Origin of the sequence: Thermogemmatispora carboxidivorans (genome assembly GCF_000702505.1) — a bacterium.
Classification (GTDB): Bacteria; Chloroflexota; Ktedonobacteria; order Ktedonobacterales; family Ktedonobacteraceae; genus Thermogemmatispora; species Thermogemmatispora carboxidivorans.
The window spans coordinates 2,134,177-2,159,220 of the sequence record NZ_JNIM01000001.1 but is presented as its reverse complement, the minus strand read 5'-3'; the positions used below and the strand labels follow the sequence as shown (position 1 = coordinate 2,159,220).

Genomic DNA, 25,044 nt, shown 5'->3' with positions numbered 1-25,044 from the left:
CGGCCCCACCAGCATCCCGCGGGGCCACCTGCATCCAGTGGTCTTGATCGAACTACTCACGGGAGGGCTTACCCTTGCAGCTACAAAGTGTTGCCGATATCGCCAAAAAGCATCGACATATATTTCTCTCTCCTCATTTCGATGACGTCGTCTTCTCCTGCGGTGGAACGATCGCCCTGCAGGCCAGTTGCGGCCTGCATCCTCTGGTCATTACTGTCTTCGCCGGCCTGCCACCGGCGAACCAGCCTCTCAGTGCGCTGGCCACCGCCGTTCACCAGAGCATGGGCTTCGGCCACGATGTGCGAGAGGCAGTTGAGACCCGCCAGCGCGAGGACGCTCGCGCTCTCGCCTATCTTGGAGCAGACTATCTCTGGTTGGACTACCCCGACGCCATTTATCGCGGGAATCCCCCCCATTATACTCGCGAAGAGGAACTGTTTGGCGCCATTCATCCCGCCGATCTGAGTATCGATCAGCAGCTCGGCCAGTTGCTGGTCAGCCTGAGCGAGCAGCTCCCCGACACCGTCTGGTATGCCCCTCTTGGCGTGGGTCACCACGTCGACCATCAGCTGGTCTGCTCGGCAGCCGATCGTCTGGTGCAGCGCCACGCCAATGTCAAGTTCTATGAAGATTTCCCGTACGTTACCCGCCTGGGCGAGCTGGAGCGGCGCCTGCACGAGTTTGGCGATACGCTGGAACCAGCCTACGTCGAGATGTCTGAGCTGCTTCCCCTGCGCCAGGAAGCCTCCCAGATGTACGCCTCGCAGATCGCCGCGATTTTCGGCGATAAAGAATCCATGTCCAAATTGATGGACGAGTACACCCACAACATTCGCCCGGTGGAAACCGTCCATCTCGAACGTTACTGGACCCCCCGCTACCGCTAGACCAGCAGAGCGGTACTTTCCTGCAGGCAGGTGGTGCGAACCACCTGCCGGGGGCCTTCCATATGGTATGATGGTCATAAAATGATCCATACTTGTTCCGAAAAATAGATATAATAAGGCCCGATCATCAACAAGTGCGTTATAGGCCAGAGGGGCTTTCTAGCCTGAAAAGAGCAAGAATAGAACGGCCAGCTTGGAGGTAGCCATCATTTTACCGGAGCGAGGCAACGGATCAGGAGTCATAGGATGAAGGGGATCGAAGGACTCACGCTTGGGCGCTATGAGCTACGCCGCCGCATCGCCCAAGGAGGCATGGCCGAAGTCTATGTGGCTTACGACCGCCGTGTCAAACGACAGGTCGCTATCAAAGTCCTCTATGGACGAGATGAGTCGTTTATTCGCCGTTTTGAGCGGGAGGCCCTGGCTGTCGGTGCTCTCTCGCACGATCACATTTTACCGCTTTACGACTTTGGAGAGCAAAGTCCCTGGTATTATCTGGTGATGCCCTATGTCGAGGGAGGAACGCTGCGCGACTATTTGCACCGGCGCAAGCGTCTGACTCTGGAAGAGGCTGCAAGCTTCCTCGATCAGATTGCGTCAGCATTGCAGTATGCCCATGATCATGGTGTGCTCCATCGCGACGTCAAGCCGTCGAATATTCTGCTGCGGCCCGACGGCTATGCCTATCTGGCCGATTTCGGCCTGGCCAAGGCCATCATGGGAGCCGAATCGCTGACCAGCGACGGCACCATCGTCGGCACACCAGAGTACATGGCCCCAGAGCAGTCAAACGGCATCAGCGACTATCGCAGCGATATCTACTCATTGGGGGTCGTGCTCTTCCAGATGCTCACCGGGCGCGTACCCTTTACCGCCGAGTCACCAGTCGCGATTTTCTTGCGCCATATCCAAACGCCACCACCCTCGCCACGCGAATTCAACAGCGAGATTCCTCCCGCTGTTGAAGAAGTGATCTTCAAAGCTCTCGCCAAAGATCCGAACGAGCGCTTTCAGGAGGCCCAGGAGCTGGCCGCCGCTTACTGGCGCGCCCTACAGCAGGAGCGCGGTCGCAGTCCACGGTCTCGACCTGGACCATTGACCCTGAAAGACCAAAACGTTGCCACCGCCACACCAGGCAACGATGATTCAACGCTGATCGCCGAGGAGAACCAGGCCGAGGCCACCCCCAGCCCTTCCCGCCTGGCAGAGCAAGAGACCTTTATTGTTCCTGACGAAGAGCGGGAAATGGTGCGCCCTCCGGCCACACCTCAGCTTTTTCCTCTCACCGATCTGCCAGAACGGCCCGAGCTTGATAGCCAGATCGAGGAAAGCGATAGAGAGAACGCTTCAGCCGCCCATCCTCCCCAGGAGGTGGTTGCCAGCGAAAGCACCTTGCTAGCAGCGAGCACCACTATCAGGCGCTTGCCCAGCCGCCGCTTTCGCCTGCTCTCCCTTATCGCTGCCTGCTTGTTATTAGCCCTGCTTCTTGTGCCGCTGGTCAGCCTTTGGCGGGGTTCACCGTCCGCCGGCAAAGGTACCAGCCCTAGTGGCAGCCCACTCAGCCCTCAACAGCTCCAGGCCACGCAGACCGCTATTGCTCAGAACAACTCGATGGCTACTCAGCTGGCACGCTCGCGGGCTCAGGCGACCGCCGGTATCTCCTCCTCGGTCGGAGCTGGAAACCTGCTCTATCAGTACGACTTGCGCAGCCCCGGTGGCGGCTGGGCCAGCTCCGGCAGCCAGTGCTTCTTCTCGGCTCAGGGCTACCATGTGCAGACACTGGGACCACATGAGGCCGCCTGGTGCTTTTCAAGCCAGGAGCATATGACTGATGCCGTCATCAAGGTTCAGGCCCGTCTGTTACGCGGCGACTTCTGCGGCCTGGTCTTCCGTCTCGACCCGACTACTCCTAGTTTCTATGTCTTTGAAATCAATAGCCAGGGGCAGTATCGCTTTGTACGTGCCACGGGAACGAATCCCCAGGCCTGGCTGACGCTCATCGATTGGACCCACTCCAACGCCATTCAGACTGGCTATAACGTCCCTAATATGCTCATGGTTCTGGCTCACGGCTCTTCATTCCGTTTTTACATCAACAATCAGCTCGTCATCAACAGCTACTCAGATTCCGCCTACAGCGAAGGTCTGATCGGGCTACTCGTGGGAGGCGACAGCAATAGTGGTAGTGAAGCCGTTTTTAGCGACATCTGGGTCTTCGAATACCGGAACTAGCCTCGCTCACTTCACCCACGTTCCGCTCCTGCTCCACAGCACGCCCTCCCTGACCCGATCCAGACCCATGCCCCTCTCCCCAAACGTTGCCAGCTTGCCCGGGTGGAAGGAAAACCTTCCGCCCGGTGTTACAATACGATGAGGATGCTATCCGTTCAACAATGGAAGGGGCTTCCAGGAGGATCACTTTTTTTATGAGCTTAGACCTGACTGCCTCAGCCGGGTATTCGTCGAATGGCAAATCTCCAGTCAAAACACATACCGTCTATCTGGCACTTGGTTCAAATCTAGGAGACCGACGGGCGAATTTGGCTGCGGCACTCCAACGATTGCGGGAGGTAGTGGAGATCAGTAGGGTCTCCTCGGTTTACGAGACAGAGCCGGTGGGGTACGCTGAGCAGCCCCGCTTTTTTAATATGGTCTGTGCCGGACGCACCGCCCTCTCCGCTGAGCAGCTGCTGGCCTATGCCAAAAGCATCGAGACCGCCCTGGGACGCCGTCCAACCGTGCGCAATGGACCGCGGCCAATAGATATCGATATCCTTCTCTATGATGATCTGCAGATGGACAAAGAGGATCTGATTATTCCTCATCCAAGAATGAGAGAGCGCGCCTTTGTGCTGGTGCCGCTAGCGGAGATTGCTCCCGAGCTCATTGACCCAGGTAGCGGGCGCAGCATCAGCGAACTGCGGGATGCGGTGCCCCAGGATGGCGTCAAAAAGCTGGCGGAAAGCCTGCGTGTTCCACTGGAGCATGATATCCAGAATAGCAGACCAGCAGTACACGTGCGCCTGGGACGGGTAGGTGTGACTGGCCTCCAAAGGGCCATTCTGGTCGGCGGAGGCGAGCGAGCCCAGTGGTTTCACGTGGTCTTTGATCTCTATGCCGACCTTGGTCCCGTCAAGGCGGGCGTGCATATGTCGCGCTTCAGCGAGGCCCTGGAGGAGGTTCTGGACGAGATCAGCCTGACAACCTGGCCGCGAGTCGAACTGCTCGCTGAACACCTGGCACGCCGCATTGTCGAACGACAACAGGTGCTACGGGCTGAGGTTCATCTGCGAACGACTTACCCGCTCCAGAAATGGACCCCTATTTCGGGACGCCCTACTCAGGAGATCTACGGTCTGCTGGCCCAGGCCGTGGCCACACGCAAAGGAACACGTTGTCTGGTGGGCGTCGAGGTCGAGGGTATGGTCGCCTGCCCCTGCGCCCAGGATATGGTGCATTCCCTCGCCCGCGTGCGCCTGCGTGAGGAGGGCTTCCCGGACGAGGCCATCGAGAAGATGCTCGATGTCACGCCGCTCGCTACCCATAATCAGCGTGGACGAGCAACGCTCATGGTCGGGACTCAAGCCCTGATCGATGCCCAAGAGCTAATCACTATTGCTGAGAATGCCATGAGTTCGGAGAACTATGCGCTGCTGAAACGGCCTGATGAGCTGTATGTGGTCAATAAAGCCCACGCTAATCCGCGCTTCGTCGAGGATGTTGTGCGCGAGATGCTACGCTTGGTTATTGAGCGCTATGAGCATCTCCCGCCCGATACCTTTGTCTGGGCCAGCCAACGCAATGAGGAGACCATCCACAAATATGATGTAGTGGCCGAGGGCTGGGGCACACTGGCTGAACTACGAGCAGAAATCCGTGAGCAAGCTACGCTCGAACACCATACCACCCGCGAGGAGTGGCTCAGGAGCATCGAATAGACCCAGCCTTGTGGCCCCCCGTCGTGGTTCCCCGTCCTCCGGCAACTTGCAGCGATCCCTCCGGGGAGTCGCTGGCGGCTTCCAGCAGGAGCTCATCAGTCACCGGCCAGCCCGGTTCTCTCCGGGCTGGCTCTCTTTTCTCCCTCCCCCAATCGGTTGAGTTTTCTTTTTCTCGGGGCTAGACTCTTAACAACTGCTCTCCAACGTGTTATAATGCCGTTACAATAGAGCGCACAATGAATTCGAATCAGTCTGAGAGGGTCTGTCTCACCCTTGGCTGCAGATAAGACGGAGGTCCTGTAAGAGTCACTGTGGAACAAGTGCTTCTCAACCCAGGTAAGCTAGCACGGACGGCGGTCGACGTGGCGTCTGATAAAAAGGCGTCAGATGTCGTCCTGCTCGACCTTCAGGGCCTGAGCAGTATCGCCGACTACTTTGTCATTTGTAGCGGAAGCAATGAGCGCCAGATCCAGGCTATCGCCGACGCCCTGGAGGAGGAGCTGGAGAAACAGGGCGCTAGCCTGCTCCATCAAGAGGGCGATGCCGCCACCGGTTGGGTCCTCTTGGATTTCGGCGCCCTGATCGTCCATATCTTCGGGCCAAGAGAGCGGGAGTACTACCGGCTCGAACGCCTCTGGAACGAGGCGAAAACGGTAGTCTACCTGCAATAGCAGACTTTACTCTAGAAAAGGTGGTCAATGATGACGTTTCTGCGCAATCGCGTCTTCCTCGAAGGGGTAGCCTTCGGCGGCATCTGCGGCTTCATCATCGGCTCGGTGATCGCTTTTACACTCGGAGAAAGCAGCGTCGAAGCTCTGCGTAAGCTGCTGCACCGGCGGCGCACTATTCCGTTTGAGTACCTGTATCAGTGATTTTAAGAGCGTAGCGCTAGCGCCACCGCACCGCGGCTGACGAAGGAGATCGAGCCTGCCAGGCTCCCCCCAGCTGGTCCAGCTTGTTAGCTCATTGCCTCCGCAAAGATGGCTGTGGAGGCCGGCCCTGGCCAGTTATTCGATTGTTCTCCTCTTCAATGAGTTTACTAATGTATATCCGCTCATAAGCATAGCGAAGAAGGATAGTAGGGAGGCACATGTGCGGTATACGGTAGTCTTACTTGCTCTGGCTTTTTTTCTTTTTTTGTCTGCTTTGAGCGCGAAAGGAGGTGAGGCTGCCGCCGTTCATGGTTGCGCCTCCCTTCCCCCCCCAGCGGTCTCCAGCGCTCTTCCTCCACCGCTTCGCCCTCATGCCATTCTGCTGAATGAGGTTTTGACCTGGCCCGCCAGCTCCTGGAACTGCTCTTCAGCCAGTCTGACAACCCCAAATCGCGATGCCTGGGTGGAGTTGTATAATCCTCTTAACCAGCCGGTCGATCTGTATGCAGTCCATGCTGCGCTCGATACTGGCCCTCAAACTCCGCTGTTTCTGCTACCGCTCTCTTCGGTCTTGCCAGCTCACGGCTTTCTGGTAGTTTTCCCAGACTCACAGTTCTTTTTCCCCAATGTCCCCTTTACGCTTCGGTTGCTCTTCAACGGCTCGGCTGTCATTGATGAGGTGAATGTCCCCCTACTGAACAGCGATGAGTCATTCGCCCGCATCAGCGATGGTGCGCCGGTCTGGCATTCAACGACCGACCCCACGCCCGGTAGTAGTAATGCCCCTTCGCTTCAGCCCTCACCACCACCTACTTCTAAGGCGGCTAGTCCAACGGCCTCCTCAAGCTCCTCCCAAAGAACGAGATCAGGAGGGACCGCAGCCTCTTCGAGTCAGGCCACTCCTACACCCGCCATTACCGGTACCCAGCCAGCCTGGGACACGCTGCGGCTGCCATCTTCCGCTGCTACGGCTACAGGGACGGCTACCGGCACGAGCGATGCTGACCGCTCTGCGTTGTCCTCTCTCTCTTCCTCGTCTAGCATGACTCCACAGGAGGAAGAGTCAACCAGTGGAGCGGGCTTCGTGCACCTGGTGGTAGTGGCGGGCCTGGCGCTGGCTCTTGTTGCTAGTTGTTTCTGGTGCTGGCGTCTCTTCCGCTCTCCTCCTCGCACGGGAGGATAAAGCTGCTGCCTTGGCCGCGCTCTACCAGCAGTTGCCAGCTGCCGGTGGCGGCGGGTGGCAAACCAGCCTTCTTCCTCAGCTTCTCTTCCAGATTGTCCACCAAGGTGATATCATTCTCTTGGAAGGATGAGCAAGCAAGTGCTCCTCATCCTTCCCACGGCCTCGTTGCAAGTTAGAGCAAGCACGGAGCTTGAGCGAAACACAGAAGCAAGGGCGCAGCTGTGCAGCGGCGCCTCTGGAAGAAGGGCCTGGCTTATGAGCATTAGAGAGTTGCCAGCGACTACTACCACCCAGGAATCGGTAGCCCCTCCCTTTGAGCGCCTCTCGGAGGAGCGCAAGGCCAGTGTGGTGCGCGAGCTAGGCGCTCTCCTGGGGGAGCGCTATGTGCTCCATGATCCCTATGATTTGATGCTGTATGAGTATGACGCCTCGATCGATCGGAGCCGGCCAGATATTGTGGTGCTTCCTTCCTCAACTGAGGAGGTGGCAGGCATCGTGAAGATTGCGGCCCGCCACCGCGTTCCCGTGGTACCGCGCGGCGCCGGCACTGGCTTGAGCGGTGGGGCGCTCCCCCTCTATGGGGGGATCGTGATTGCCTTCGCGCGCATGAATCGCATTCTGGAGGTCGACTATGAGAATATGCGCGCCGCGGTGCAACCGGGCCTGGTTAACCTCCACTTGAGCAATGCGCTGAATCCGCGCGGTTTTTACTATGTACCCGATCCGAGCAGTCAGCGCTCGTGCACAATCGGCGGCAATGTGGGAGAGAACGCCGGCGGGCCTCATACGCTGCTGTATGGGGTAACCACCAACCACGTTTTGGGCCTTGAAATTGTGACCGCCGATGGCGAGGTTGTGGAGGTTGGTGGCTGGACACCAGATCGGCCAGGCTACGATCTGACGGGCCTGATTACTGGCTCCGAGGGCACTCTGTGTGTGGTGACAAAGATCATCACCCGCATCGTTCACCTGCCAGAGCAGGTGAAAACGATGCTGGCGGTCTTCAATAGCATAGACGATGCCTCAAGTACAGTCTCTGAAATTATTGCCAGCGGGATGATCCCCGCCGCCATTGAGATGATGGATCAGATGATCCTGCAGGCTGTGGAGGCAGATATGCACGCCGGCTATCCGCTGGATGCCGCCGCTGTGCTGCTACTGGAGGCTGAGGGCCTGCGTGAGGAGGTGGAAGATCAGACAGAGCGCATCGTCGCGATCTGCCAGCGCAATCATGCTCGCTCTGTACGCATTGCCGCTAATGAGACAGAACGCCAGCTGTTGTGGGCCGGGCGCAAGAATGCCTTCGGAGCCGTTGGTCGCATCAGCCCCGAGTTCTATGTACAGGATGGGGTCGTACCCCGCACGAAGCTGCCTTATGTGCTGCGCCGTGTGAGTGAGATCTGCACACGCTATGGCCTGCGTGTAGGGAATGTCTTTCATGCCGGCGATGGCAACCTCCACCCGCTGATTCTCTTTGATTCACAGGTGCCCGGCGAGGTCGAACGAGTACGCCAGGCCGGCCATGAGATCCTGGCGGTTTGTGCAGAGGTCGGCGGGTCAATCACCGGCGAGCATGGTGTGGGTGTGGAAAAACAGGAGGAGATGGCCCTGATTTTCAGTGCCGTCGATCTGCGTGTGATGCAGCAGGTTCGCGAAGCATGGAATCCGGAGCAGCTCTTTAATCCGGGTAAGCTCTTCCCTCGCCCAGGACGTTGTGCAGAGGTGAAGCAGCTCTGAGTACAAGGAACTGTTCGAGTTCTGAGGTCGATAGCTCTGTCGAACTCAACAGCCTCTTTGACGCTCCGGTCAACTTGCTCGCTTTTCTTCTGCCTTCATGCACTTGCCTATACGCGCTTGACTGCCCTCATTAGCTTGTTTGCCCTCTAGCAAGCAAGCTGCGTTAGAGCGCAAGGCAGAAGCCAGAGATGGGCCGGCAAGCTGGCCTGAAAGCTGACTCACCTTTTGCTTCCAGACTCAGGTCTGCCCGTCCTGATTCTGCCGCTCCTCAGCTGTCGCTGAGATGCCCGGGATGTTGACCGGCGCACCCCCTTCGGCACTGCTGAGAAGCGAACGGGAAAGAGTGCGCATATGCTCCAGGATCAGCCCACAGTGACGGATCGCTTGCTGCAAACAGGCTCGCGCAGTCATTGAGGCCATGTGCGCAAGCCCCCCCGGCGCCAGGGCAAAGGCTAGCGGCTCATCAAGCGCTTCGTCCGAAAGGCTATCAAGTATGTCGTGGACTTCCTTGAGCCAGCGCTGATAGCGGGAGACCAGCGCCGGTAAGGTTCCCGCGGCGCAAAATTCGGCCAGGCTCGTGGATGAATAGGGCTTTTTGCCAATTTGGCCGACGATCCAAAATTCCCCGACTTCGACTAAGTAGGTGGCCAGCATGAAGATGGAGTAGCTTTCAGGTGTCGGGAAAGGATGGTCAAGCAATGCCGCAGGGACCTGTTGCAGCAGTTGAAGCACTTCATGCGCAATGCGATCAAACTCACTGGAAAATTGCCGGGCCTCGTTCGTCATAGCTTCCATTATAAACGCTCTTGGCCTCAGTGGCTAGCAAACCAGGCAAGGTAATGGAGAGCAGGTATGGCCGCTAGATGGCTCGCTTGCGCACAGTTGTCGCTCTGCTGCTGGCAGAGCCGCTGCGCCCTCTCTCAGAGTGAGGGCCACCACTGGGAAGAAGAGAGAGAAATGGCGATTATGCTATAATGTCGGCGACGGCGCCAGGCAAAGCCAGCCGGCTGGTCCGGTGACTGGGCTGGTGGTTCCGCCCCGCGCCGTGGGTTTGGCGCTAACTTTTTCTTTCTGGAGGAGCAGAGCCTGATGGGTGACTTCGCCAGCTTCATTGCTGCCCTTCAAGAGCAGGCACCCCAGACAGAGGTCCTTCTTGATTCTGCAAGATTGCAGCGCTATGCGGTCGATGAGAGACAGCCCCGCGCCGTAATCTTGCCGCCGAGTACGGAGGAGGCAGCGCGAGCAGTGGCTTTAGCTCACCAGTATCAGGTGAGCCTGCTGCCACGTGGGGGTGGTACTCACCTCGGCCTGGGAGGTATTCCTACGAGCCTCGATGCTGTGATTGAGCTTACTCGCCTGTCACGCTTGCAGGAACACGAGGCAGCCGATCTGACTTGTCAGACCGAAGCCGGGATAACGCTGGCAGCCCTCCAGAGTCAATTGGCTACTCGTGGTCAGCGTCTGGCTTTGGACCCCCCTCATGCCGAGCAGGCTACCATCGGGGGTATTCTGGCTACCAATGCCAGTGGCCCCCGTCGCTTGCGCTATGGGACCGCTCGCGACCTGGTCATTGGGTTGCGCACTATCCAGGCCAATGGTGAAATCGCCCGTAGCGGGGGCCGGGTCGTGAAAAATGTGGCAGGCTACGATCTGAATAAGCTCTATATTGGCTCGCTGGGAACGCTGGCACTCATTGTTGAGGCCAATTTTAAGCTCCACCCTTTGCCAGCGGCGGAGCGCACGCTCTTGCTCACTTTTCCAGCCGTGACCGATGCGATGCGCCTGGTATGCGCGGTGCTCGGCTCTGTCTTGACTCCAACAGCCATTGAGCTGCTGGATGGAAGCGCTGCCAGGGCAATTGCGGCTCGCGCCAGCCTCGCCTTGCCAGCCAACGGTTATACACTGGCTTTCGATTTTGAGGGGAGCCTCAGCTCTATTCATCGTCAAATGGATGAGACACGCCTGTTAGCTCGCCAGCATGGGGCCTTGATGGGGGAGGATTTGTCGGGAGCGGAACAAGAGGCGTTTTGGGAGGCCGTGCGGGCCCAGACAAGCGGCGAGTTGACCTGTAAGGCGACTATGTTGATTACTTCGATTGCCCCCTACCTGCAGTTCGCAGAGCAGCTCTGTCGGCGCTTAAATCTGGAAATGGCTGCCGTGGCCCATGCCGGAAGCGGCATCGTTTATCTCGAACTGCGCCCCGTTGAGGTGAGCAGCGAACTGCTAGAAGCGCTCAGGCTTTTGCGGCAGCAGGCTCAGGAGGGTAAAGGGAGCCTGGTCATCGAACGCGCCTCCACAGCCTTAAAGCGCCAGATCGATGTCTGGGGACCAGTCGGCTCTGATTTTCCGCTGATGCAGCGGCTTAAGCAGCGCTTCGATCCCAGTGGAGTCTTTGTCACGGGTCGTTTTGTGGGAGGTCTCTAGCCAGCAGTGAAGGCGATGCTTTTCAACGCTTGTGATTACGATGGAGAGCAGGTGATTGCCACGGCTCAGCCGGAGTTCCTTCAGCCTGCACTGGCTGAGCTGCAGTCGCTCTGTAGCGCGCTGACAGTGGTGGAGGAGCTGGGTCCAGGAATCGCTTTGTGCGCCGTTCCGGCGATGCGGAGGTTATTGCGCCAGGCAATGGAGCATCCGCCCGTGTTTGTGCGTCATCTGGCACCAGCACAGGCCATTGTTGAACTGAGGGGGACGATAGAAGACGATTGCGCCCGCCTTGCCCTGGCTCTGGCCACTTTGCCGGAGTTCGCTTGGCTGGGACCAGGACAGTATTTCGCGGTCCAGGCACGCCTGCTGCCTCCCGCCAAACAGCCGCCAGTCCGCTCACTGGCCTATACGAGCGGTCAGCTCAATCAGAAGCTGGCAAGCGTGATCAGCGAGGAAACAAGAGCTATTGAGTCGATTCGTAAGCCACGTATCGTGCTGTCAATAGCCTTGACCGCTGAGCGGGGCTTTGTCGGGATCTCTCTGGCAGAGGAGAATCTCAGTTCGTGGCCAGGAGGCGAGCGCCATTTCGCCCGCTTGCCTGAGCAGATCAGTCGTGCGGAATTGAAGCTGTTAGAGGCGCTCGAGGTTTTTAACCTGACTCTGCCAACGGAAGGCGAGGCCCTCGACCTGGGGGCTGCTCCTGGCGGTTGGACTCGCCTTCTGCTTCAGGCTGGCCTGCACGTGGTGGCCGTTGATCCCGCCGCGCTCGCCCCGGCTCTGCACGAGGAGGCTCGGTTGCGCCTTGAGCATAAGCGTTGCTCCGCCGAGGTTTATCTCGCTGAGGCCCTACATCGATCGCGGCGCTTCGCTGTCATTACCAATGATATGCGGATGGATGCTCGCGATGCAGCCCGTCTACTGGTCCGAGCCGCAGACCTGCTCAGAGGTGATGGCTTTGTCCTCAGCGTGCTCAAGTTGCCACATGCCACGAAGCACATCCAGCCGCTACCTGTCCTTCGCGAGGCACTGGCGATTCTACAGGGAACATACGCGATCGTGAAGGCTCGTCAGCTCTTTCACAATCGCCAGGAGGTCACTGTTGTGGCTGGCTCGCCTCGTCAGAGCCGACTTTTTGCGGGTCGTCACCGATCACGAGCAGAAGCCTGGGGCGCGCAACGTGGTCTTCCGCTCTTGACTCGACATGACTCAGCTGAGACCGGTTCGCGAGAGAGCGATAGGTAGACCCTTTATGAGGCCGAAAGGCTGCAGGGCGCCGCAGGGCTGGCCGCCCTATCAAGGAGGAGAGGCGTCCCTGCCGCGGAAAAAGTGCTCCCGACCCTAACCGTCTTCATCGGTCGGTCCTCTGCAAGTAAGACTACTCTGGGAGGAAATTATGTCCAGTCACTCCACGGCGCTGGCAACGACGCTGGCTGTTACTGCGCCTACTGAAGGCCCACTCCGCCGCCATACGCATACCTACCAATTAATGCGTCAGTGCATCCATTGCGGCTTCTGCCTCCCCACCTGTCCCACCTATGCGCTGCTTGGGGTCGAGATGGATTCACCACGTGGGCGCATCTATCAGATGCAGGCGGTGGCAGAGGGTCGAATCGCCATCAGCCCAGAGTTTGTGGAGCACATGTACTGCTGCCTGGGCTGCCGTGCCTGTGAGACCGCCTGTCCGTCTGGCGTGCAGTTCGGGAAGCTCATCGAGGCTGCGCGCGAGCAGATTCAGCTAGAGATCGAGCGAGCCGAGCAGGAGCCAGCGGGTCTACCAACTGCGAGGGCTGCCACAGCAGCTCTGGAGTCAGGTACTACCCGCCTCCTGCGTCAGGCTTTCTTCGATGTATTGTTGCCTTCGCGCTTGATAACGACGCTTTTTTTTGCTGCTCTTAAGGTTTACCAGCGCAGCGGTCTACAGGCTCTGGTCCATGCTACTGGCTTACTGGACATGGTGAATGCGCTCCCGACACCCTTTCGGGGTCGGCTGAAGACTCCGGAAGCTTTAATGGCCCCAGCACGCGGCCCTCTTTTCGCTCGCCCCCTGCCGGAGATTACGCCGGCCTTGGGCCAGCGTCGCTATCGCGTCGGCTTCATCAGCGGTTGCATTATGGATCAGGTATTCCGCGATGTGAATGAGGCTACTATCCGCGTGTTGGCTGCTAACGGCTGCGAGGTCATTACGCCACCACAACAGCGCTGCTGTGGTGCTTTACACGTTCACGCCGGAGAAGCACGACGTGGGCGGGAGCTGGCGCGCTACAATATCGATGTTTTCGAGGCCTATCAGTGCGATGCGATCATCATTAACTCGGCAGGTTGTGGCTCCAATCTGAAGGAATATGGTCACTTGCTGGCAGATGATCCGCTCTATGCCGAGCGCGCTGCCGCTTTTAGCGCTAAGGTAAAAGATATCAGCGAGTTTTTGACTTCGATCGATCTCAATCGAGAGATGGGCGAGGTACCGCTCACGATCACCTATCATGATGCCTGCCACCTGATCCACGGTCAGAAGATTAAGCAGCAGCCACGCCGCCTGTTGCAAAGCATTCCAGGGCTGCGACTGGTGGAGCTGAAAGAGGCCGATTGGTGCTGTGGCAGCGCGGGTATTTACAATATCACCAACCAGGATCTGGCTGGCAAGCTGCTGGCGAGAAAAATGAACAATATTGCAGCTGCGGGGGCAGAGGCGGTAGTTACCGGTAACCCTGGCTGCATGATGCAGATTGCACTGGGTATTCGCGAGCGCGGCTTGAGAATGCAGGTTCTGCATCCAGTCGAGCTACTCGATCAGGCTTATCGAGCCGCTGGTCTTTACCGCTGGCCCGCTACGGTAGCGGTAGCTCGTAGGCGGAGACGGCGGCAGCGCGCGTTGCTAGCTGGGGTGGGAGCTAGTGCTGGTGCCGTGATCGGCTACTGGCTGGCACGTCGCTTACGCTAAGCGATCGAGTGACTCCCGACAGGCGTGGTTGATCTTTCCTCCATGAGACAGGTTTCTTGCTCAGCGCCTGACGCGAGCCACCTCCAACGGGGCAATCAGCGATAAACACAACGAGAGGGGCCTACCAGCTAAGATACCAGTAGGCCCCTTCTCATTATACAATGAGTCAAACGACAAGCTCTTCTTAAAGAACACTTAACAACTGCAGCAATTCTTGCCTCAATTTTGCCGAGAGGAGCCGTAGACAGCGTAACACGGCAGAGCTGAGACAGATAAGAGGCACAAGCCGTTCGGTCATTAGGGCCGGTCAGCTGCACCTGTTACCAGGTGTCCACCTCCGGTCTATCGACCAGGTGATCTGCCTGGGACCTTATCTCCGGCTGGGGGTCCAGCCTGGAGGGGGAAGCGGCTCTTGGGGTCGGCTTCGCGCTTAGATGCTTTCAGCGCTTCTCCTCACCTGACGTAGCTACCCGGCTCTGGCCTGGGCAGGCCAACCGGCTCACCAGCGGTCAAGCCCTCTCGGTCCTCTCGTACTAGAGCGGACTCCCCTCACGCTTCCTTTCGCCCACGACGGATAGAGACCGAACTGTCTCACGACGTTCTGAACCCAGCTCACGTGGCGCTTTCATGGGCGAACAGCCCAACCCTTGGGACCTACTCCAGCCCCAGGATGCGCCGAGCCGACATCGAGGTGCCAAACCCTGCCGTCGATGGGAACTCTTGGGCAGGATCAGCCTGTTATCCCCGGGGTAGCTTTTGTCCGTTGCGCCACACGCCTTCCACTCGGACATGTGGGATCACTCAGCCCGACTTTCGTCCCTGCTCGGCTTGTTGGCCTCGCAGTCAAGCTCCCTTTTGCCTGTACACGCCTCAGGTGATGTCCATCCACCTTGAGGGAACCTTTGGGCGCCTCCGTTACCCTTTAGGAGGCGACCGCCCCAGTCAAACTCCCCACCTAGCCCTGTCTGCTGGCGGGTTCTACCGCCTCAGCATGAGTCCCGACAACACACCAGAGTGGTATTTCACCGGCGCCTCCACCGCCCCCACGAGGGCGGCTTCTTCGGCTCCCACCTATCCTCCGCAGGTGTGCCCTCGGCACCAGGCCAGGCTAGAGTCAAGCTCCACGGGGTCTTTTTGTCCTGTCGTGGGTAACCCGCATCTTCACGGGTACTGCAATTTCGCCGAGCCCTCTGTCGAGACAGCGCCCAGGTCGTTCCTCCTTTCGTGCGGGTCGGAACTTACCCGACAAGGAATTTCGCTACCTTAGGACCGTTAGAGTTACGGCCGCCGTTCACCGGGGCTTCCCTGGCGAGCTTCGTGCACCCGCCAGCTTCACCTTCCGGCACTGGGCAGGAGTCAGCCCCTATATCTCCGCTTCCGCGTTCGCAGGGACCTGTGTTTTTGGTAAACAGTCGCCTGGGCCTATTCCTGCGGCCTCCTCACCAACCCTGACCTGCTTCGGATGCCCTTGCGGGCACCCCTCCGGTCAGCGCCAGCTACGAAGGCGCCCCTTCTTCCGAAGGTACGGGGCCAAGTTGCCGAGTTCCTTGACAGAGGCTCACTCGTTCACCTGGGGAGATTGCCCCCCTGCCTACCGGTGTCGGGTTGCGGTACGGGCAGAGGTACGTCTGGCTAGAGGCTTTTCTTGGCGGCCTGGGGGTCGATGACTTGTCGCCTCCTCGCGGAGGCTCGTGCCTGGGGTCACGTCTGGTGGCATCGGGCTTTTCCTCGATGCCTCGCTTCCACCAGGCAGCCCATCCTGTCCACTCGATGGGTTCACCTTCCCTACCGCGTCCCCCCTTCGCTCCTGACGACGTCCTCTGGGGCAGGATTGTCCACCTGCTCTCCATCGCCTACGACCTACCGTCCTCGGCTTAGGGCCCGCCTAACCCTGGGTCGATCAACGGTGCCCAGGAACCCTGAGGCTTTCGGTGGGAGGGATTCTCACCCTCCTTGGCGCTACTCATTCCGGCATTCGCACTTCCGTCCGCTCCACCGGTCCTTGCGGTCCGGCTTCTCGGCTGACGGAACGCTCCCCTACCAGCCTCTCATCTCTTGCGAGAGGCTCCACGGCTTCGGTCGGCTGCTTCAGCCTCCTGGTGTTCTCGGCGCCAGCTCGCTCGACCAGTGAGCTATTACGCACTCTTTCAATGATGGCTGCTTCTAAGCCAACATCCTGGCTGTCTGGGCCAGCTGACCTCCTTTGCCACTCAGCAGCCCCTTGGAGACCTTAGCCGGTGGTCTGGGTTGTTTCCCTCTCGTCTGACAAGGTTATCCCCGCCAGACTCACTCCGCCGCCCCGCTGCTCGCGCTGGGCATTCGCAGTTTGCATGAGCTTGGTAACCAGCTCCTGGCCCCGCACCCACACAGCGCTCTACCTCCCAACGCTGCCGCGGCGGGCTGCACCTCCATGCATTTCGGGGAGAACCAGCTATCTCCGTGTTCGCTTGGCATTTCACCCCTACCCACAGCTCCTCCCCTGGTTTTGCAACACCAGTGGGTGCGAGCCTCGACGGATTGTCACATCCGCTTCACTCTGGCCATGGGTAGCTCACACGGTTTCGGGTCCCATCGCCGCTACCTGCCACCAGAGAGCTGGTGGCTGCGCCCTGTTCAGACTCGGTTTCCCTCCGGCTCCCCTCCTCTGTGGGGAGGTTAACCTGTGGCAACGACGATGCACTCGCCGGATCATTCTACAAAAGGCACGCCATCAACCCGCACGTGGCGCCTGCTCGGGCCGGCCCCAGTCGCCTGGGACCCGCTCGCCGGCCTGCCACGGCATGGGTCTCTGACTGCTGCTCGCGTCCGCGGTTTCAGGCACTCTTTCATCCCCCTCTCGGGGTGCTTTTCACCTTTCCCTCACGGTACTCTGTCCGCTATCGGTCGCTGAAGGTCTTTAGCCTTGGAGGGTGGTCCCCCCTGCTTCCCACCGGGTTCCTCGTGCCCTGTGGTACTCAGGGTCCGACGTCAAGCCCTGGGGTTGCTGTCCCCCTACGGGACTCTCACCCCCTCTGGTGTGGCGTTCCAGCCACTTCGGGTCCAGCATCCCAGCGCTCGGGCCTGGCCCCACGCCGGCCCTACAACCCCGCCTCGGACCTGTTGCCAGGTCGCGTGACGGTTTAGGCTCTTCCCCGTTCGCTCGCCACTACTGAGGGAATCTCGGTTGATTTCTCTTCGTCGGGCTACTAAGATGTTTCAGTTCGCCCGCTGCCCCTCGTGCGGTCCTGTCAGACCGCCGATCTCCGGCCATCACGCCGGAGGGGTTGCCCCATTCGGAGACTCAGGGTTCATCGCTTGCCAGCAGCTCCCCCTGAACGTTTCGCCGCTCGCCGCGTCCTTCTTCGGCCTTCAGCGCCTAGGCATCCCCCGCGTACGCTTCTCGCTTGTGCGTCCTCTATCTATCTCTACTCGGCCTTTGCTACAGTTGTCTACGACCTGTTTACTCTCGGCAAAATTGAAACAAGAATTGCGCTCAGTTGTTAAGGTGCTGGTGCCAGTGCCATGCGGCTCGCGCTGCTCTTCCCCTTGCTGCACAGCAACCACGCAAGCCACCGCCCCCGACACCTGAAAAGTGGAAAACCTGCAGAGGCTTGTAACTGCATTCGCTCCAAGGCCCTGAACTCACGCAGCGCCCATCTATCTCGGTAGAACTCTGGACACGTCTCACAGAGCTGCCTTTCGAGAGACTCCTCCTCGAATCAGCGAGCCAATGAAACGGATCGACCTGGAAGGGAGCGGGTTCATCAGGAAGCAAGGTCTCCCTTACCGTGAGCCACCACGCTCCGACTCCCTAGAAAGGAGGTGATCCAGCCGCACCTTCCGGTACGGCTACCTTGTTACGACTTCACCCCAATCACCGACCCCACCCTCGACGCCTGCCTCCCCTCTCTTGAGGGGTTCGCCCAGCGGCTTCAGGTGTTGCCGGCTTTCGTGGTGTGACGGGCGGTGTGTACAAGACCCGAGAACGTATTCACCGCCGTGTGCTGACCGGCGGTTACTAGCAACTCCTCCTTCATGCAGGCGGGTTGCAGCCTGCAATCTGCACTGAGATCGGGTTTAAGGGATTGGCTCCCCGTCGCCGGGTCGCTGCCCGCTGTCCCGACCATTGTAGCGTGTGTGTCGCCCAGGATGTCAGGGCCATGCTGACTTGACGTCATCCCCACCTTCCTCCGCGTTGTGCGCGGCAGTCCCCTCGGAGAATTCCAACCGAGAGCGGGGGTTGCGCTCGTTGCGGGACTTAACCCAACACCTCACGGCACGAGCTGACGACAGCCATGCAGCACCTGAGCGCGCCTCCCTTGCGGGCCGGCCCATCTCTGGACCCTCAGCGCGCTTGTCCAACCCTGGTAAGGTTCTTCGCGTTGCATCGAATTAAACCACACGCTCCGCTGCTTGTGCGGGTCCCCGTCAATTCCTTTGAGTTTTAGCCTTGCGGCCGTACTCCCCAGGCGGACCACTTCATGCGTTCGCTTCGGCGCGCAGGGGGTCGATCTCCCCACACACCTAGTGGTCAGCGTTTACGGCTAGGACTACCGGGGTATCTAATCCCGTTCGCTCCCCTAGCTTTCGCCTCTCAGCGTCAGGTACCACCCAGGACAGTGCCTTCGCCTTCGGTGTTCTTCCCGATCTCTACGCATTTCACCGCTCCACCGGGAATTCCCTGTCCCTCTGTGGCCCTCAAGTCGGACCGTCTTCCTGCCTCTCCCGCAGTGAAGCCGCGGGCTGTCAGCCGGAACCTGCCCGACCGCCTACAGGCCCTTTACGCCCAGTAACTCCGGACAACGCTCGCCCCCTACGTCTTACCGCGGCTGCTGGCACGTAGTTTGCCGGGGCTTCTTCCTGGGGTACCGTCCTCTCTCTTCCCCCAGAAAAGCAGTTTACAACCCGAAGGCCTTCTTCCTGCACGCGGCGTCGCTCGGTCAGGCTTTCGCCCATTGCCGAAGATCCCTCACTGCTGCCCCCCGTAGGAGTCTGGGCCGTCTCTCAATCCCAGTGTGGCTGGTCGTCCTCTCAGACCAGCGACCGATCGTCGCCTTGGTAGGCCGTTACCCTACCAACCAGCTAATCGGGCGCAGGCCCCTCCTGCAGCGCCCCACGCCCTCCGGCGCGGAGCTTTCCTGGCGCCTCTTGCAAGACGCCACCGTATGCGGGATTGTCGGCGCTTTCGCACCGGTATCCCCCACTGCAGGGCAGGTCACCCACGTGTTCCTCACCCGTCCGCCACGCCCTCCCCTCGCGGAAAGGACGTTCGACTTGCATGTGTTAGGCACGCCGCCAGCGTTCGTCCTGAGCCAGGATCAAACTCGCCATCCAGTTCTTAATTGAACGTACGATGTCGAGCTTCTATCTCCAGCGGCTGGCTCCTCAGCCTCTGCTGAGCGAACCACCCGCTATACTGTTCTTCTGGACGTCAGGGCTATCTGCGCTGCCTCGTCTGACGAACTGATCTGCGTCGACTGGCGAACCTCTTCTACAGAGGATCACCTCCGCAGCAATTCATCAGTAGCGAACACAGCACATCCGCCTCTGCTGTTTTCCACTCTTCAATTGTCAAGGTGCAGTCACCTGGCCTCACTCAGGCCGTTACCTCACCGCCCACTCCCTTCCGGCGCCGTCTCGCTGAGGGCATAAACCCCCACCACGTAGAACACCTGGGAAGAGAAGGTAACTGGCAATGACCGCCAGTGGTAGATCTGGACGGCCCACCAGCGATGAGCGGGATGGCCGGCTTTCGCTGAGTGGCCTCGCTCGCTGTCTTTTTGTTTCTCTCTGCGAGGCGAGTGAGATTATCTCACAGCCTGGATCTGTTGTCAAGAGGGTATTGGCCAATTTGGCAGAAATTTTCCCTAAAAAGGGAAGCGAGTCCCGAGAAAGGACTCGCTTCTAGCAAAGGAAAAGGGAGCAGGGCAATGGGGTTAGGCCGTGGTTACGATCTCCTGGGCCTCAAGTGCTCCACGTCCGACCTTCGCAGGAGCTGTCTCTTTGAGGCCAAAGGCCAGCAGTGCGCTGACTAGCATGCCAGCGGCAGCAATCCACATTGGAGCTACTAACCCCCAGTGATCTGCGGCCACGCCGCCCAGCCAGGGGGCGAAAGTACCACCCACCAGCTCCCCAATGAATTGGGTCAGGCCGACCGCGCTGGCCACCAGTCGATACGGGAGGGACTCGCCAGGAATGATCACCAGGAACAGCGGGAAGACGGCCTGACCAACGGTCGTCAGGAAAGCAACGACCATCATGATCCCCACGGGGGCCCGCAACAACGCCAGGCAGATCGGTGACAGGCAGGCAATGAAGGCGAAGAGGATTAAGGTAGGTTTGCGACCCAGGCGATCGGAGATGGCCGGTCCAACGAAGCCCCACACGAAGGTTCCCAAACCTACCGCCGACATGATCAGCCCCATCTCATCGGGCGAATAGTGGCTTACTTCTGTCAGGAAGGTCGGTGCAAAGGTGGTAAAGGCAAACAGCCAGGTCATTGAGAAGATCGCGATGAGCACGCAGAACCACATGTTGCGATGGCGAAAGACTGCCCCGATGTCAGCCAGACGTACCTTGGTGTGCTCAACCGCTTCGGCCTCCTGAGCCGTCCCCCGACCCGGCTCGCGCATCCACTTGAGCAGGACAAAGAACATCACCAGGCCAGGGACACCGACCAGATAAAAGGCTTCATGCCATGAGTAATGGACAGCAATCTGCGTGACGATGATCGGCGTCAGAAATGAGCCAATCAGCCCTAACGAGCTTTGGACAAAACCCAGATTGAAACCACGACGCTCGGGCGTGGAGGCAGCAATGACGCTCGCTTGCGCCAGCGGCAGCACCGGCCCCTCAGCAACCCCCATAAGACCGCGTACGAGGATCATCTGCCAAAAGCTGCGAGCCAACCCTGAGAGGAACGAGAAGAGCGAAAAGGCAAGGGTGATGGGTAGCAAAACCTTCTTCCGCGAACCAACGAGATCGGAGATCGAGCCAAAGATGAACCCGGAGACCGCCCAGCATACGGCAAGCACGGAGGCGATCATGCCAATCTCAGCATTGTTGAGTTTCAGATCAGGAGCTATGAAGGGGAAGAGGTAGACAATGCTGAGTCGCTCCATAAAGACGAAGCCAAAGGTGAAAAACATCATGAGAACGACACCGTTCTCGTAACGGAACCAAGACCTCTTCTGCGGCGAAGCCATACCGGCAAACTCCTTTTTCTTATCTGCTCGTTCACTTGTTCACTTGACCCGATGAACAATCCTCTAAGACGCTGCTCGTCTGATACGTAGTGTGCCCTTGCTGATCTGGGCATGCCAGCCACGGAAGCCTCAACCCTGGCTCGCTGAATTCCATCAGGCTGGCACCTCGTCTTTCAGCATCAGCTTACCTGGCCCGATCTGCAGCTTCTTTCCTCAGCACTGAGGAAGACCAACCATCGCCTATGATGAGACTTTCCTCCTCTTACTATGGAGCATATCATCTGCTTACCCTGCCTACCAAGATTTGAATGTCTGCTGTTTTTGCACCTCCTTTCCGCTTTCAAGCATTGCTGAGTTGGCGCAATAGGGTACGATAGCCTCCATCCTGGGTGCCTCCACCACCCACCTCGGTCTCGGCCTCGGACGGAGCCGCCAAACGAGTCAGTCGCTCAGCCGACCAGCGCAGGCGTTGAGCAGCTCCCTCGGAAACGAGGGGATCAATCTCGAGACTGACCAGGGTCGCTGCTGCTTCCTGCATCTCATCGGCCCGGCGCTGGGCGTGAAGCCGATGCCGGTCAAGCAAATAGACTCCGAGGTCACCCAGGGGTTTATTGGGGAAAGAGGCATTGAGCGATGTCAGCACCTGCTCGGTCAGACCTTCCTGCTCGGCTGCTAGCAAGGCTTCTAGAAAGAGGGCCTCCAGGCCCTTGAGCACAATACTGCGACACATCTTGAGCGTAGCGGCTGCGCCCAGTGGCCCTTTCAGAACTTCGATGTTCATGCCATAGGGTTCCAGAACTTCACGCAGGCGTCTCGCTCCCGGCCCGTCAGCTACAAGAGGAACGCGGTGCCGCAGCGGAGGTACAGCAGACATGACAGCAACACTGGCATAGCTGGCTCCGGGAGCCAGCTGGGCAATCACCTGGCCGATCTCAGCCTTGATTCTCGGAGCACACGAGTTGAGATCAGCATAGAGCGTTCCCACTCGCAGGTGCGGGGCAATCTCGCGCGCTACCGTCAAGGCGACCTTCGCTGTAACCAGCGAGAGCAGAAGATCAGCCTGGGCCGCAAGCTCAGCTAGACTGGTCACAAGGTGGACGCCGCAGCAGGCCGCCCGTTCCATAAGGGCTGGGCCACAGACCACATCATAGGCGTATAGCTCACGCAGCCCTTCCTCGGCTAGCCCAGCGGCAATCGCCGAGGCGGCCTCACCAAAGCCGACGAAGCCGAGACGCATGGCTCACCCCTCCCATTCGTCATAGCGGACGTATTCGACACCTAGGGCCTTGAGTTTGCTGCGCAGATCGTAGAGATCGAGACCTAGCTCGCCAGCAGCCAGACGCTCGCGGGTGGTATTCTCTCTGGCAGTACGGGCAGCGGCCTGGGCAATGGTTTGAGCCAGGGCCTGGCGAGGAACACATACAACCCCATCGGCGTCGCCCAGGATGACATCACCTGGCCTGACAAGCGCACCACCGCAGACGACCGGAATATTGACTGCCCCTGCCGTTTCTTTGACGGTTCCTCGCGCCGAGATGGCCCGCGACCAGACAGGAAAGCGCATGGCGCTCAGCGCCGCTACATCGCGCACTCCCGCGTCAATGACCAGACCAACTACTCCATGCGCTCGCGCCGAGGTAGCCAGTAGCTCACCAAACATGCCATCGGTCGATGGGGCTTCTGTCGCCACTACCAGTACATCACCGGGCCGACAGACCTCGATCGCCGCGTGCACCATGAGGTTATCGCCAGGAGGACAGAGGACAGTCACAGCGCTCCCCGCTACCTGCGCTTCGGGATAGATAGGACGCAGATACGGCTGTAATAAGCCTTCTTTGCCAAGGGCTTCGTGCACGGTAGCTACGCCATAGGCCGCTAGTTGCTCAACCAGGGCCGCTTCCGGTCGTGGCACCTCTGTGACGACGACGGGACGCTTCATACAAACTCACCTCCAACGCTGGGATAGATACGCTGATAGGCCTCCGCGTAAACGACACGCTGGCCGGAGTTGCGTCCCGCCTGTACGCCACGTCGCTTGGCAACGTCAGTGTAATAGGCCCAGAGGTGCTCTTGCGCGGCCATACACTCCATAGCTTGACGCTTCTTGTCAAAGACCGGTGTGATGTCAAGCAGAAGATCTATGCGAAAACCACACTGCTCTGGCTGATGCGGCTCGTAGAGAAAGACCTGGGGCGCCCCAATGACGGGATAGGAAGAAGGATAGCCATGCGCCTGAGCCAGAATGCGGCTCTCCAGCACAAGCTGGGTCGTGCGCGGATGGTCCATGTTATAGGGATCTTGCAGAGAATGGGTCAAGATGATGTCTGGTCGATGCTGGCGAAACTCCTGGACAAGGGCATCGCGCAGCTCAGACGTCACGTCGAGTGGATAATCGCCGGCGTCCAGGAAACGTACCTCTGCTCCTAGAATCGCCGCGGCCCGCTCGGCTTCAGCCCGGCGGATGGCTTTGATCTCCTCCAATGTTTTGCCTTCTTCCCACAGGCGCGCCGATTCGCCCCTCTCTCCAAAGGAAAGACAGAGAACCCGTGCGCGCCAACCACGCTGTACATAGAGGGCGATGGCTCCCCCAGCACGCCAGACAAAGTCAGCAGCATGGGCACTCACCACCATCAAGGTACCCGTATCTGCAGCCTTCGCCATAGATGTTGTCTCCTCACTCAACACAAAGGATTTGTCACAATGCTCACTACCTGTCGGCCTTGCCCGGCTCCACTACACTGCCCTCCGTCCCCTTACCTGCCCGACGAGGGGTCCACCCAGGGTCGCGCAGGCCCAGAGATCGCGCTTATCCGTCTACCACCAGCCGGGCCGGATTCTCAACGAGCATGCACTGCACCTCTCGCGGCGTGAAGCCAGCCGCAAGCAGACGAGCGGCAAAATCGAGGAGGCCGGCGACGATCGGTGGATTCGAGCGCTGGCCAAGATCGGATGAGAGCACGGTTCGCTCGGGACCAACGGCGCGAATAGCCGCGAAAAGTCGTTCCCACGGGCATTTGTTGGTATAGAAGGTGGTATAACAGCCTTCAATATAGGCTCCCATGTCGGCCAGCCGTCGCTGCTCCTCAATGGAGAGAGCTTGTGAGGGGAAGAGAGCGTGAGTAACCACAATGCGCTTCACGCCGCTCTCTCGCGCCGCTGCCACGACGGCAAAGATTTCATCCCTCGCCAGGTGCCCTGTGGCTAGCACCATATCGTACTCGGCAACACCGGCAAGGCAGGCCCGCACTTCGCTCCGCAGCTGGCCACGTTCATCAAAGACGCTGAGCGGCTCCGGAGCATAGCCTTTGGCTCGAATCTCTTGCTGAATGCGGGTCCAGAATGGTTGGTGACGCTCGCCACGGGCCGCTTGCCTCTCTGGCGACTCATTGGCCGCATCAACCGTCGGCAGCCAGACGATGCGCGTGCCAGCCCGGCCAGCGATCTCGACAGCCACCGGATTGAAGCCGCCCACGGCATGGTTCAGAGCGATCGCTCCAAAGACCTGAACCCCCGGAACGGCAGTGGAGACCACCCTGGCGCGCTCGGCGGTGGGAAAGTAGTGCGACTTCAGAACAAAGCCGCCCCAACCGAGAGCGAGAAATTCGCGAGCCAGCGAGAGATCATCCGTGCTGCGCTCAATCAGGTCTGGCTCAATATGAAGGTGCATATCAAGAGCGCCAGCCAGTAAGCGCACGAGATCGTCACGCTCTCTGTCGATCAACCGGTTCACTCTCCTCTACGCTTTGACTTGTGATTTGCTGAAGCCTCTCTTACCCTTTTCTTTCTATCCAGCAGGCCGGACTGCCCACCTGCCCATACGGCATGACCTCAGCATCGGCATCAGACAGCCGCCCATAAGCAAGCCCGGACCGACTGTT

16 protein-coding genes and 2 rRNA genes are annotated in these 25,044 nt (G+C 59.2%); 10 read left to right on the top strand and 8 right to left on the bottom strand.

The window, feature by feature from the left end; all coding sequences use genetic code 11:
• The first annotated feature begins 74 nt into the window (after nucleotides 1-74).
• From N688_RS08430 to N688_RS08405, 7 genes are all read left to right on the top strand, one after another.
• On the top strand, nucleotides 75-887 hold the full coding sequence (locus N688_RS08430) for a PIG-L deacetylase family protein (protein WP_052888865.1): 813 nt from the start codon (nucleotides 75-77) through the stop codon (nucleotides 885-887).
• Between the two features lie 246 nt (nucleotides 888-1,133).
• Complete coding sequence (locus N688_RS08425; protein WP_052888864.1) at nucleotides 1,134-3,119, top strand: protein kinase domain-containing protein; 1,986 nt, start codon at nucleotides 1,134-1,136, stop codon at nucleotides 3,117-3,119.
• Nucleotides 3,120-3,313: 194 nt separating this feature from the next.
• Nucleotides 3,314-4,825: a GTP cyclohydrolase MptA gene (mptA, locus tag N688_RS08420; protein WP_081838646.1), complete on the top strand. Its 1,512-nt coding sequence runs from the start codon at nucleotides 3,314-3,316 to the stop codon at nucleotides 4,823-4,825.
• A gap of 311 nt (nucleotides 4,826-5,136) precedes the next feature.
• The gene (gene rsfS / locus N688_RS08415) at nucleotides 5,137-5,496 is read left to right on the top strand and encodes a ribosome silencing factor (RefSeq protein WP_202901870.1); all 360 of its coding nucleotides are present in this window, start codon (nucleotides 5,137-5,139) and stop codon (nucleotides 5,494-5,496) included.
• A 27-nt stretch (nucleotides 5,497-5,523) separates the two neighbouring features.
• A complete protein-coding gene (locus N688_RS22730) occupies nucleotides 5,524-5,697 on the top strand; it encodes a hypothetical protein (protein WP_156025349.1) in 174 nt (57 codons plus the stop codon).
• A gap of 220 nt (nucleotides 5,698-5,917) precedes the next feature.
• Nucleotides 5,918-6,880, top strand: coding sequence for a hypothetical protein (locus tag N688_RS08410; RefSeq protein WP_052888863.1), 963 nt, complete (start codon nucleotides 5,918-5,920; stop codon nucleotides 6,878-6,880).
• Nucleotides 6,881-7,135: 255 nt separating this feature from the next.
• On the top strand, nucleotides 7,136-8,617 hold the full coding sequence (locus N688_RS08405) for an FAD-linked oxidase C-terminal domain-containing protein (RefSeq protein ID WP_081838645.1): 1,482 nt from the start codon (nucleotides 7,136-7,138) through the stop codon (nucleotides 8,615-8,617).
• Between the two features lie 237 nt (nucleotides 8,618-8,854).
• Here N688_RS08405 and N688_RS08400 read toward each other — a convergent pair whose 3' ends face one another.
• A complete protein-coding gene (locus N688_RS08400) occupies nucleotides 8,855-9,412 on the bottom strand; it encodes a DinB family protein (RefSeq protein WP_052888862.1) in 558 nt (185 codons plus the stop codon).
• Nucleotides 9,413-9,706: 294 nt separating this feature from the next.
• Here N688_RS08400 and N688_RS08395 point away from each other — a divergent pair, with 294 nt between their 5' ends.
• From N688_RS08395 to N688_RS08385, 3 genes are all read left to right on the top strand, one after another.
• Nucleotides 9,707-11,041: an FAD-binding oxidoreductase gene (locus tag N688_RS08395; protein WP_052888861.1), complete on the top strand. Its 1,335-nt coding sequence runs from the start codon at nucleotides 9,707-9,709 to the stop codon at nucleotides 11,039-11,041.
• Nucleotides 11,042-11,056: 15 nt separating this feature from the next.
• Nucleotides 11,057-12,283 (top strand): SAM-dependent methyltransferase, encoded by a 1,227-nt coding sequence (locus N688_RS08390; RefSeq protein ID WP_052888860.1) that lies wholly within the window; start codon nucleotides 11,057-11,059, stop codon nucleotides 12,281-12,283.
• 151 nt (nucleotides 12,284-12,434) lie between these two features.
• Nucleotides 12,435-13,982 (top strand): (Fe-S)-binding protein, encoded by a 1,548-nt coding sequence (locus N688_RS08385; protein WP_052888859.1) that lies wholly within the window; start codon nucleotides 12,435-12,437, stop codon nucleotides 13,980-13,982.
• A 277-nt stretch (nucleotides 13,983-14,259) separates the two neighbouring features.
• On the opposite strand, the gene N688_RS08380 is transcribed toward N688_RS08385, so the two are convergent.
• The 7 genes from N688_RS08380 to N688_RS08350 all read right to left on the bottom strand — a co-directional run bounded on the left by N688_RS08380 (nucleotide 14,260) and on the right by N688_RS08350 (nucleotide 24,833).
• Nucleotides 14,260-17,371 (bottom strand): 23S ribosomal RNA (locus N688_RS08380).
• Between the two features lie 405 nt (nucleotides 17,372-17,776).
• Nucleotides 17,777-19,295 (bottom strand): 16S ribosomal RNA (locus tag N688_RS08375).
• Together the 16S and 23S rRNA genes form the textbook arrangement of a ribosomal RNA operon.
• A gap of 602 nt (nucleotides 19,296-19,897) precedes the next feature.
• On the bottom strand, nucleotides 19,898-21,166 hold the full coding sequence (locus N688_RS08370) for an MFS transporter (RefSeq protein ID WP_052888858.1): 1,269 nt from the start codon (nucleotides 21,164-21,166) through the stop codon (nucleotides 19,898-19,900).
• Nucleotides 21,167-21,506: 340 nt separating this feature from the next.
• The gene (locus tag N688_RS08365; RefSeq protein WP_052888857.1) at nucleotides 21,507-22,403 is read right to left on the bottom strand and encodes an NAD(P)-dependent oxidoreductase; all 897 of its coding nucleotides are present in this window, start codon (nucleotides 22,401-22,403) and stop codon (nucleotides 21,507-21,509) included.
• Between the two features lie 3 nt (nucleotides 22,404-22,406).
• The gene (locus N688_RS08360) at nucleotides 22,407-23,105 is read right to left on the bottom strand and encodes a 4-carboxy-4-hydroxy-2-oxoadipate aldolase/oxaloacetate decarboxylase (RefSeq protein ID WP_052888856.1); all 699 of its coding nucleotides are present in this window, start codon (nucleotides 23,103-23,105) and stop codon (nucleotides 22,407-22,409) included.
• The gene (locus N688_RS08355; RefSeq protein WP_052888855.1) at nucleotides 23,102-23,827 is read right to left on the bottom strand and encodes a PIG-L deacetylase family protein; all 726 of its coding nucleotides are present in this window, start codon (nucleotides 23,825-23,827) and stop codon (nucleotides 23,102-23,104) included. The genes N688_RS08360 and N688_RS08355 overlap by 4 nt, the downstream gene beginning before the upstream one ends.
• 145 nt (nucleotides 23,828-23,972) lie before the next feature.
• A complete protein-coding gene (locus N688_RS08350) occupies nucleotides 23,973-24,833 on the bottom strand; it encodes a DUF6282 family protein (protein WP_081839184.1) in 861 nt (286 codons plus the stop codon).
• Nucleotides 24,834-25,044: the final 211 nt, after the last annotated feature.

What these genes read in the sequence shown, in the direction of transcription:
- N688_RS08385 (WP_052888859.1), top strand. Translation starts at nt 12,435, where the DNA reads ATGTCCAGTCACTCCACGGCGCTGGCAACGACGCTGGCTGTTACTGCG.
- N688_RS08395 (WP_052888861.1), top strand. Translation starts at nt 9,707, where the DNA reads ATGGGTGACTTCGCCAGCTTCATTGCTGCCCTTCAAGAGCAGGCACCC.
- N688_RS08400 (WP_052888862.1), bottom strand. Translation starts at nt 9,412, where the DNA reads ATGGAAGCTATGACGAACGAGGCCCGGCAATTTTCCAGTGAGTTTGAT.
- N688_RS22730 (WP_156025349.1), top strand. Translation starts at nt 5,524, where the DNA reads ATGATGACGTTTCTGCGCAATCGCGTCTTCCTCGAAGGGGTAGCCTTC.
- N688_RS08360 (WP_052888856.1), bottom strand. Translation starts at nt 23,105, where the DNA reads ATGAAGCGTCCCGTCGTCGTCACAGAGGTGCCACGACCGGAAGCGGCC.
- N688_RS08370 (WP_052888858.1), bottom strand. Translation starts at nt 21,166, where the DNA reads ATGGCTTCGCCGCAGAAGAGGTCTTGGTTCCGTTACGAGAACGGTGTC.
- N688_RS08350 (WP_081839184.1), bottom strand. Translation starts at nt 24,833, where the DNA reads ATGCACCTTCATATTGAGCCAGACCTGATTGAGCGCAGCACGGATGAT.
- N688_RS08365 (WP_052888857.1), bottom strand. Translation starts at nt 22,403, where the DNA reads ATGCGTCTCGGCTTCGTCGGCTTTGGTGAGGCCGCCTCGGCGATTGCC.
- mptA (WP_081838646.1), top strand. Translation starts at nt 3,314, where the DNA reads ATGAGCTTAGACCTGACTGCCTCAGCCGGGTATTCGTCGAATGGCAAA.
- N688_RS08425 (WP_052888864.1), top strand. Translation starts at nt 1,134, where the DNA reads ATGAAGGGGATCGAAGGACTCACGCTTGGGCGCTATGAGCTACGCCGC.
- N688_RS08405 (WP_081838645.1), top strand. Translation starts at nt 7,136, where the DNA reads ATGAGCATTAGAGAGTTGCCAGCGACTACTACCACCCAGGAATCGGTA.
- N688_RS08390 (WP_052888860.1), top strand. Translation starts at nt 11,057, where the DNA reads ATGCTTTTCAACGCTTGTGATTACGATGGAGAGCAGGTGATTGCCACG.
- N688_RS08355 (WP_052888855.1), bottom strand. Translation starts at nt 23,827, where the DNA reads ATGGCGAAGGCTGCAGATACGGGTACCTTGATGGTGGTGAGTGCCCAT.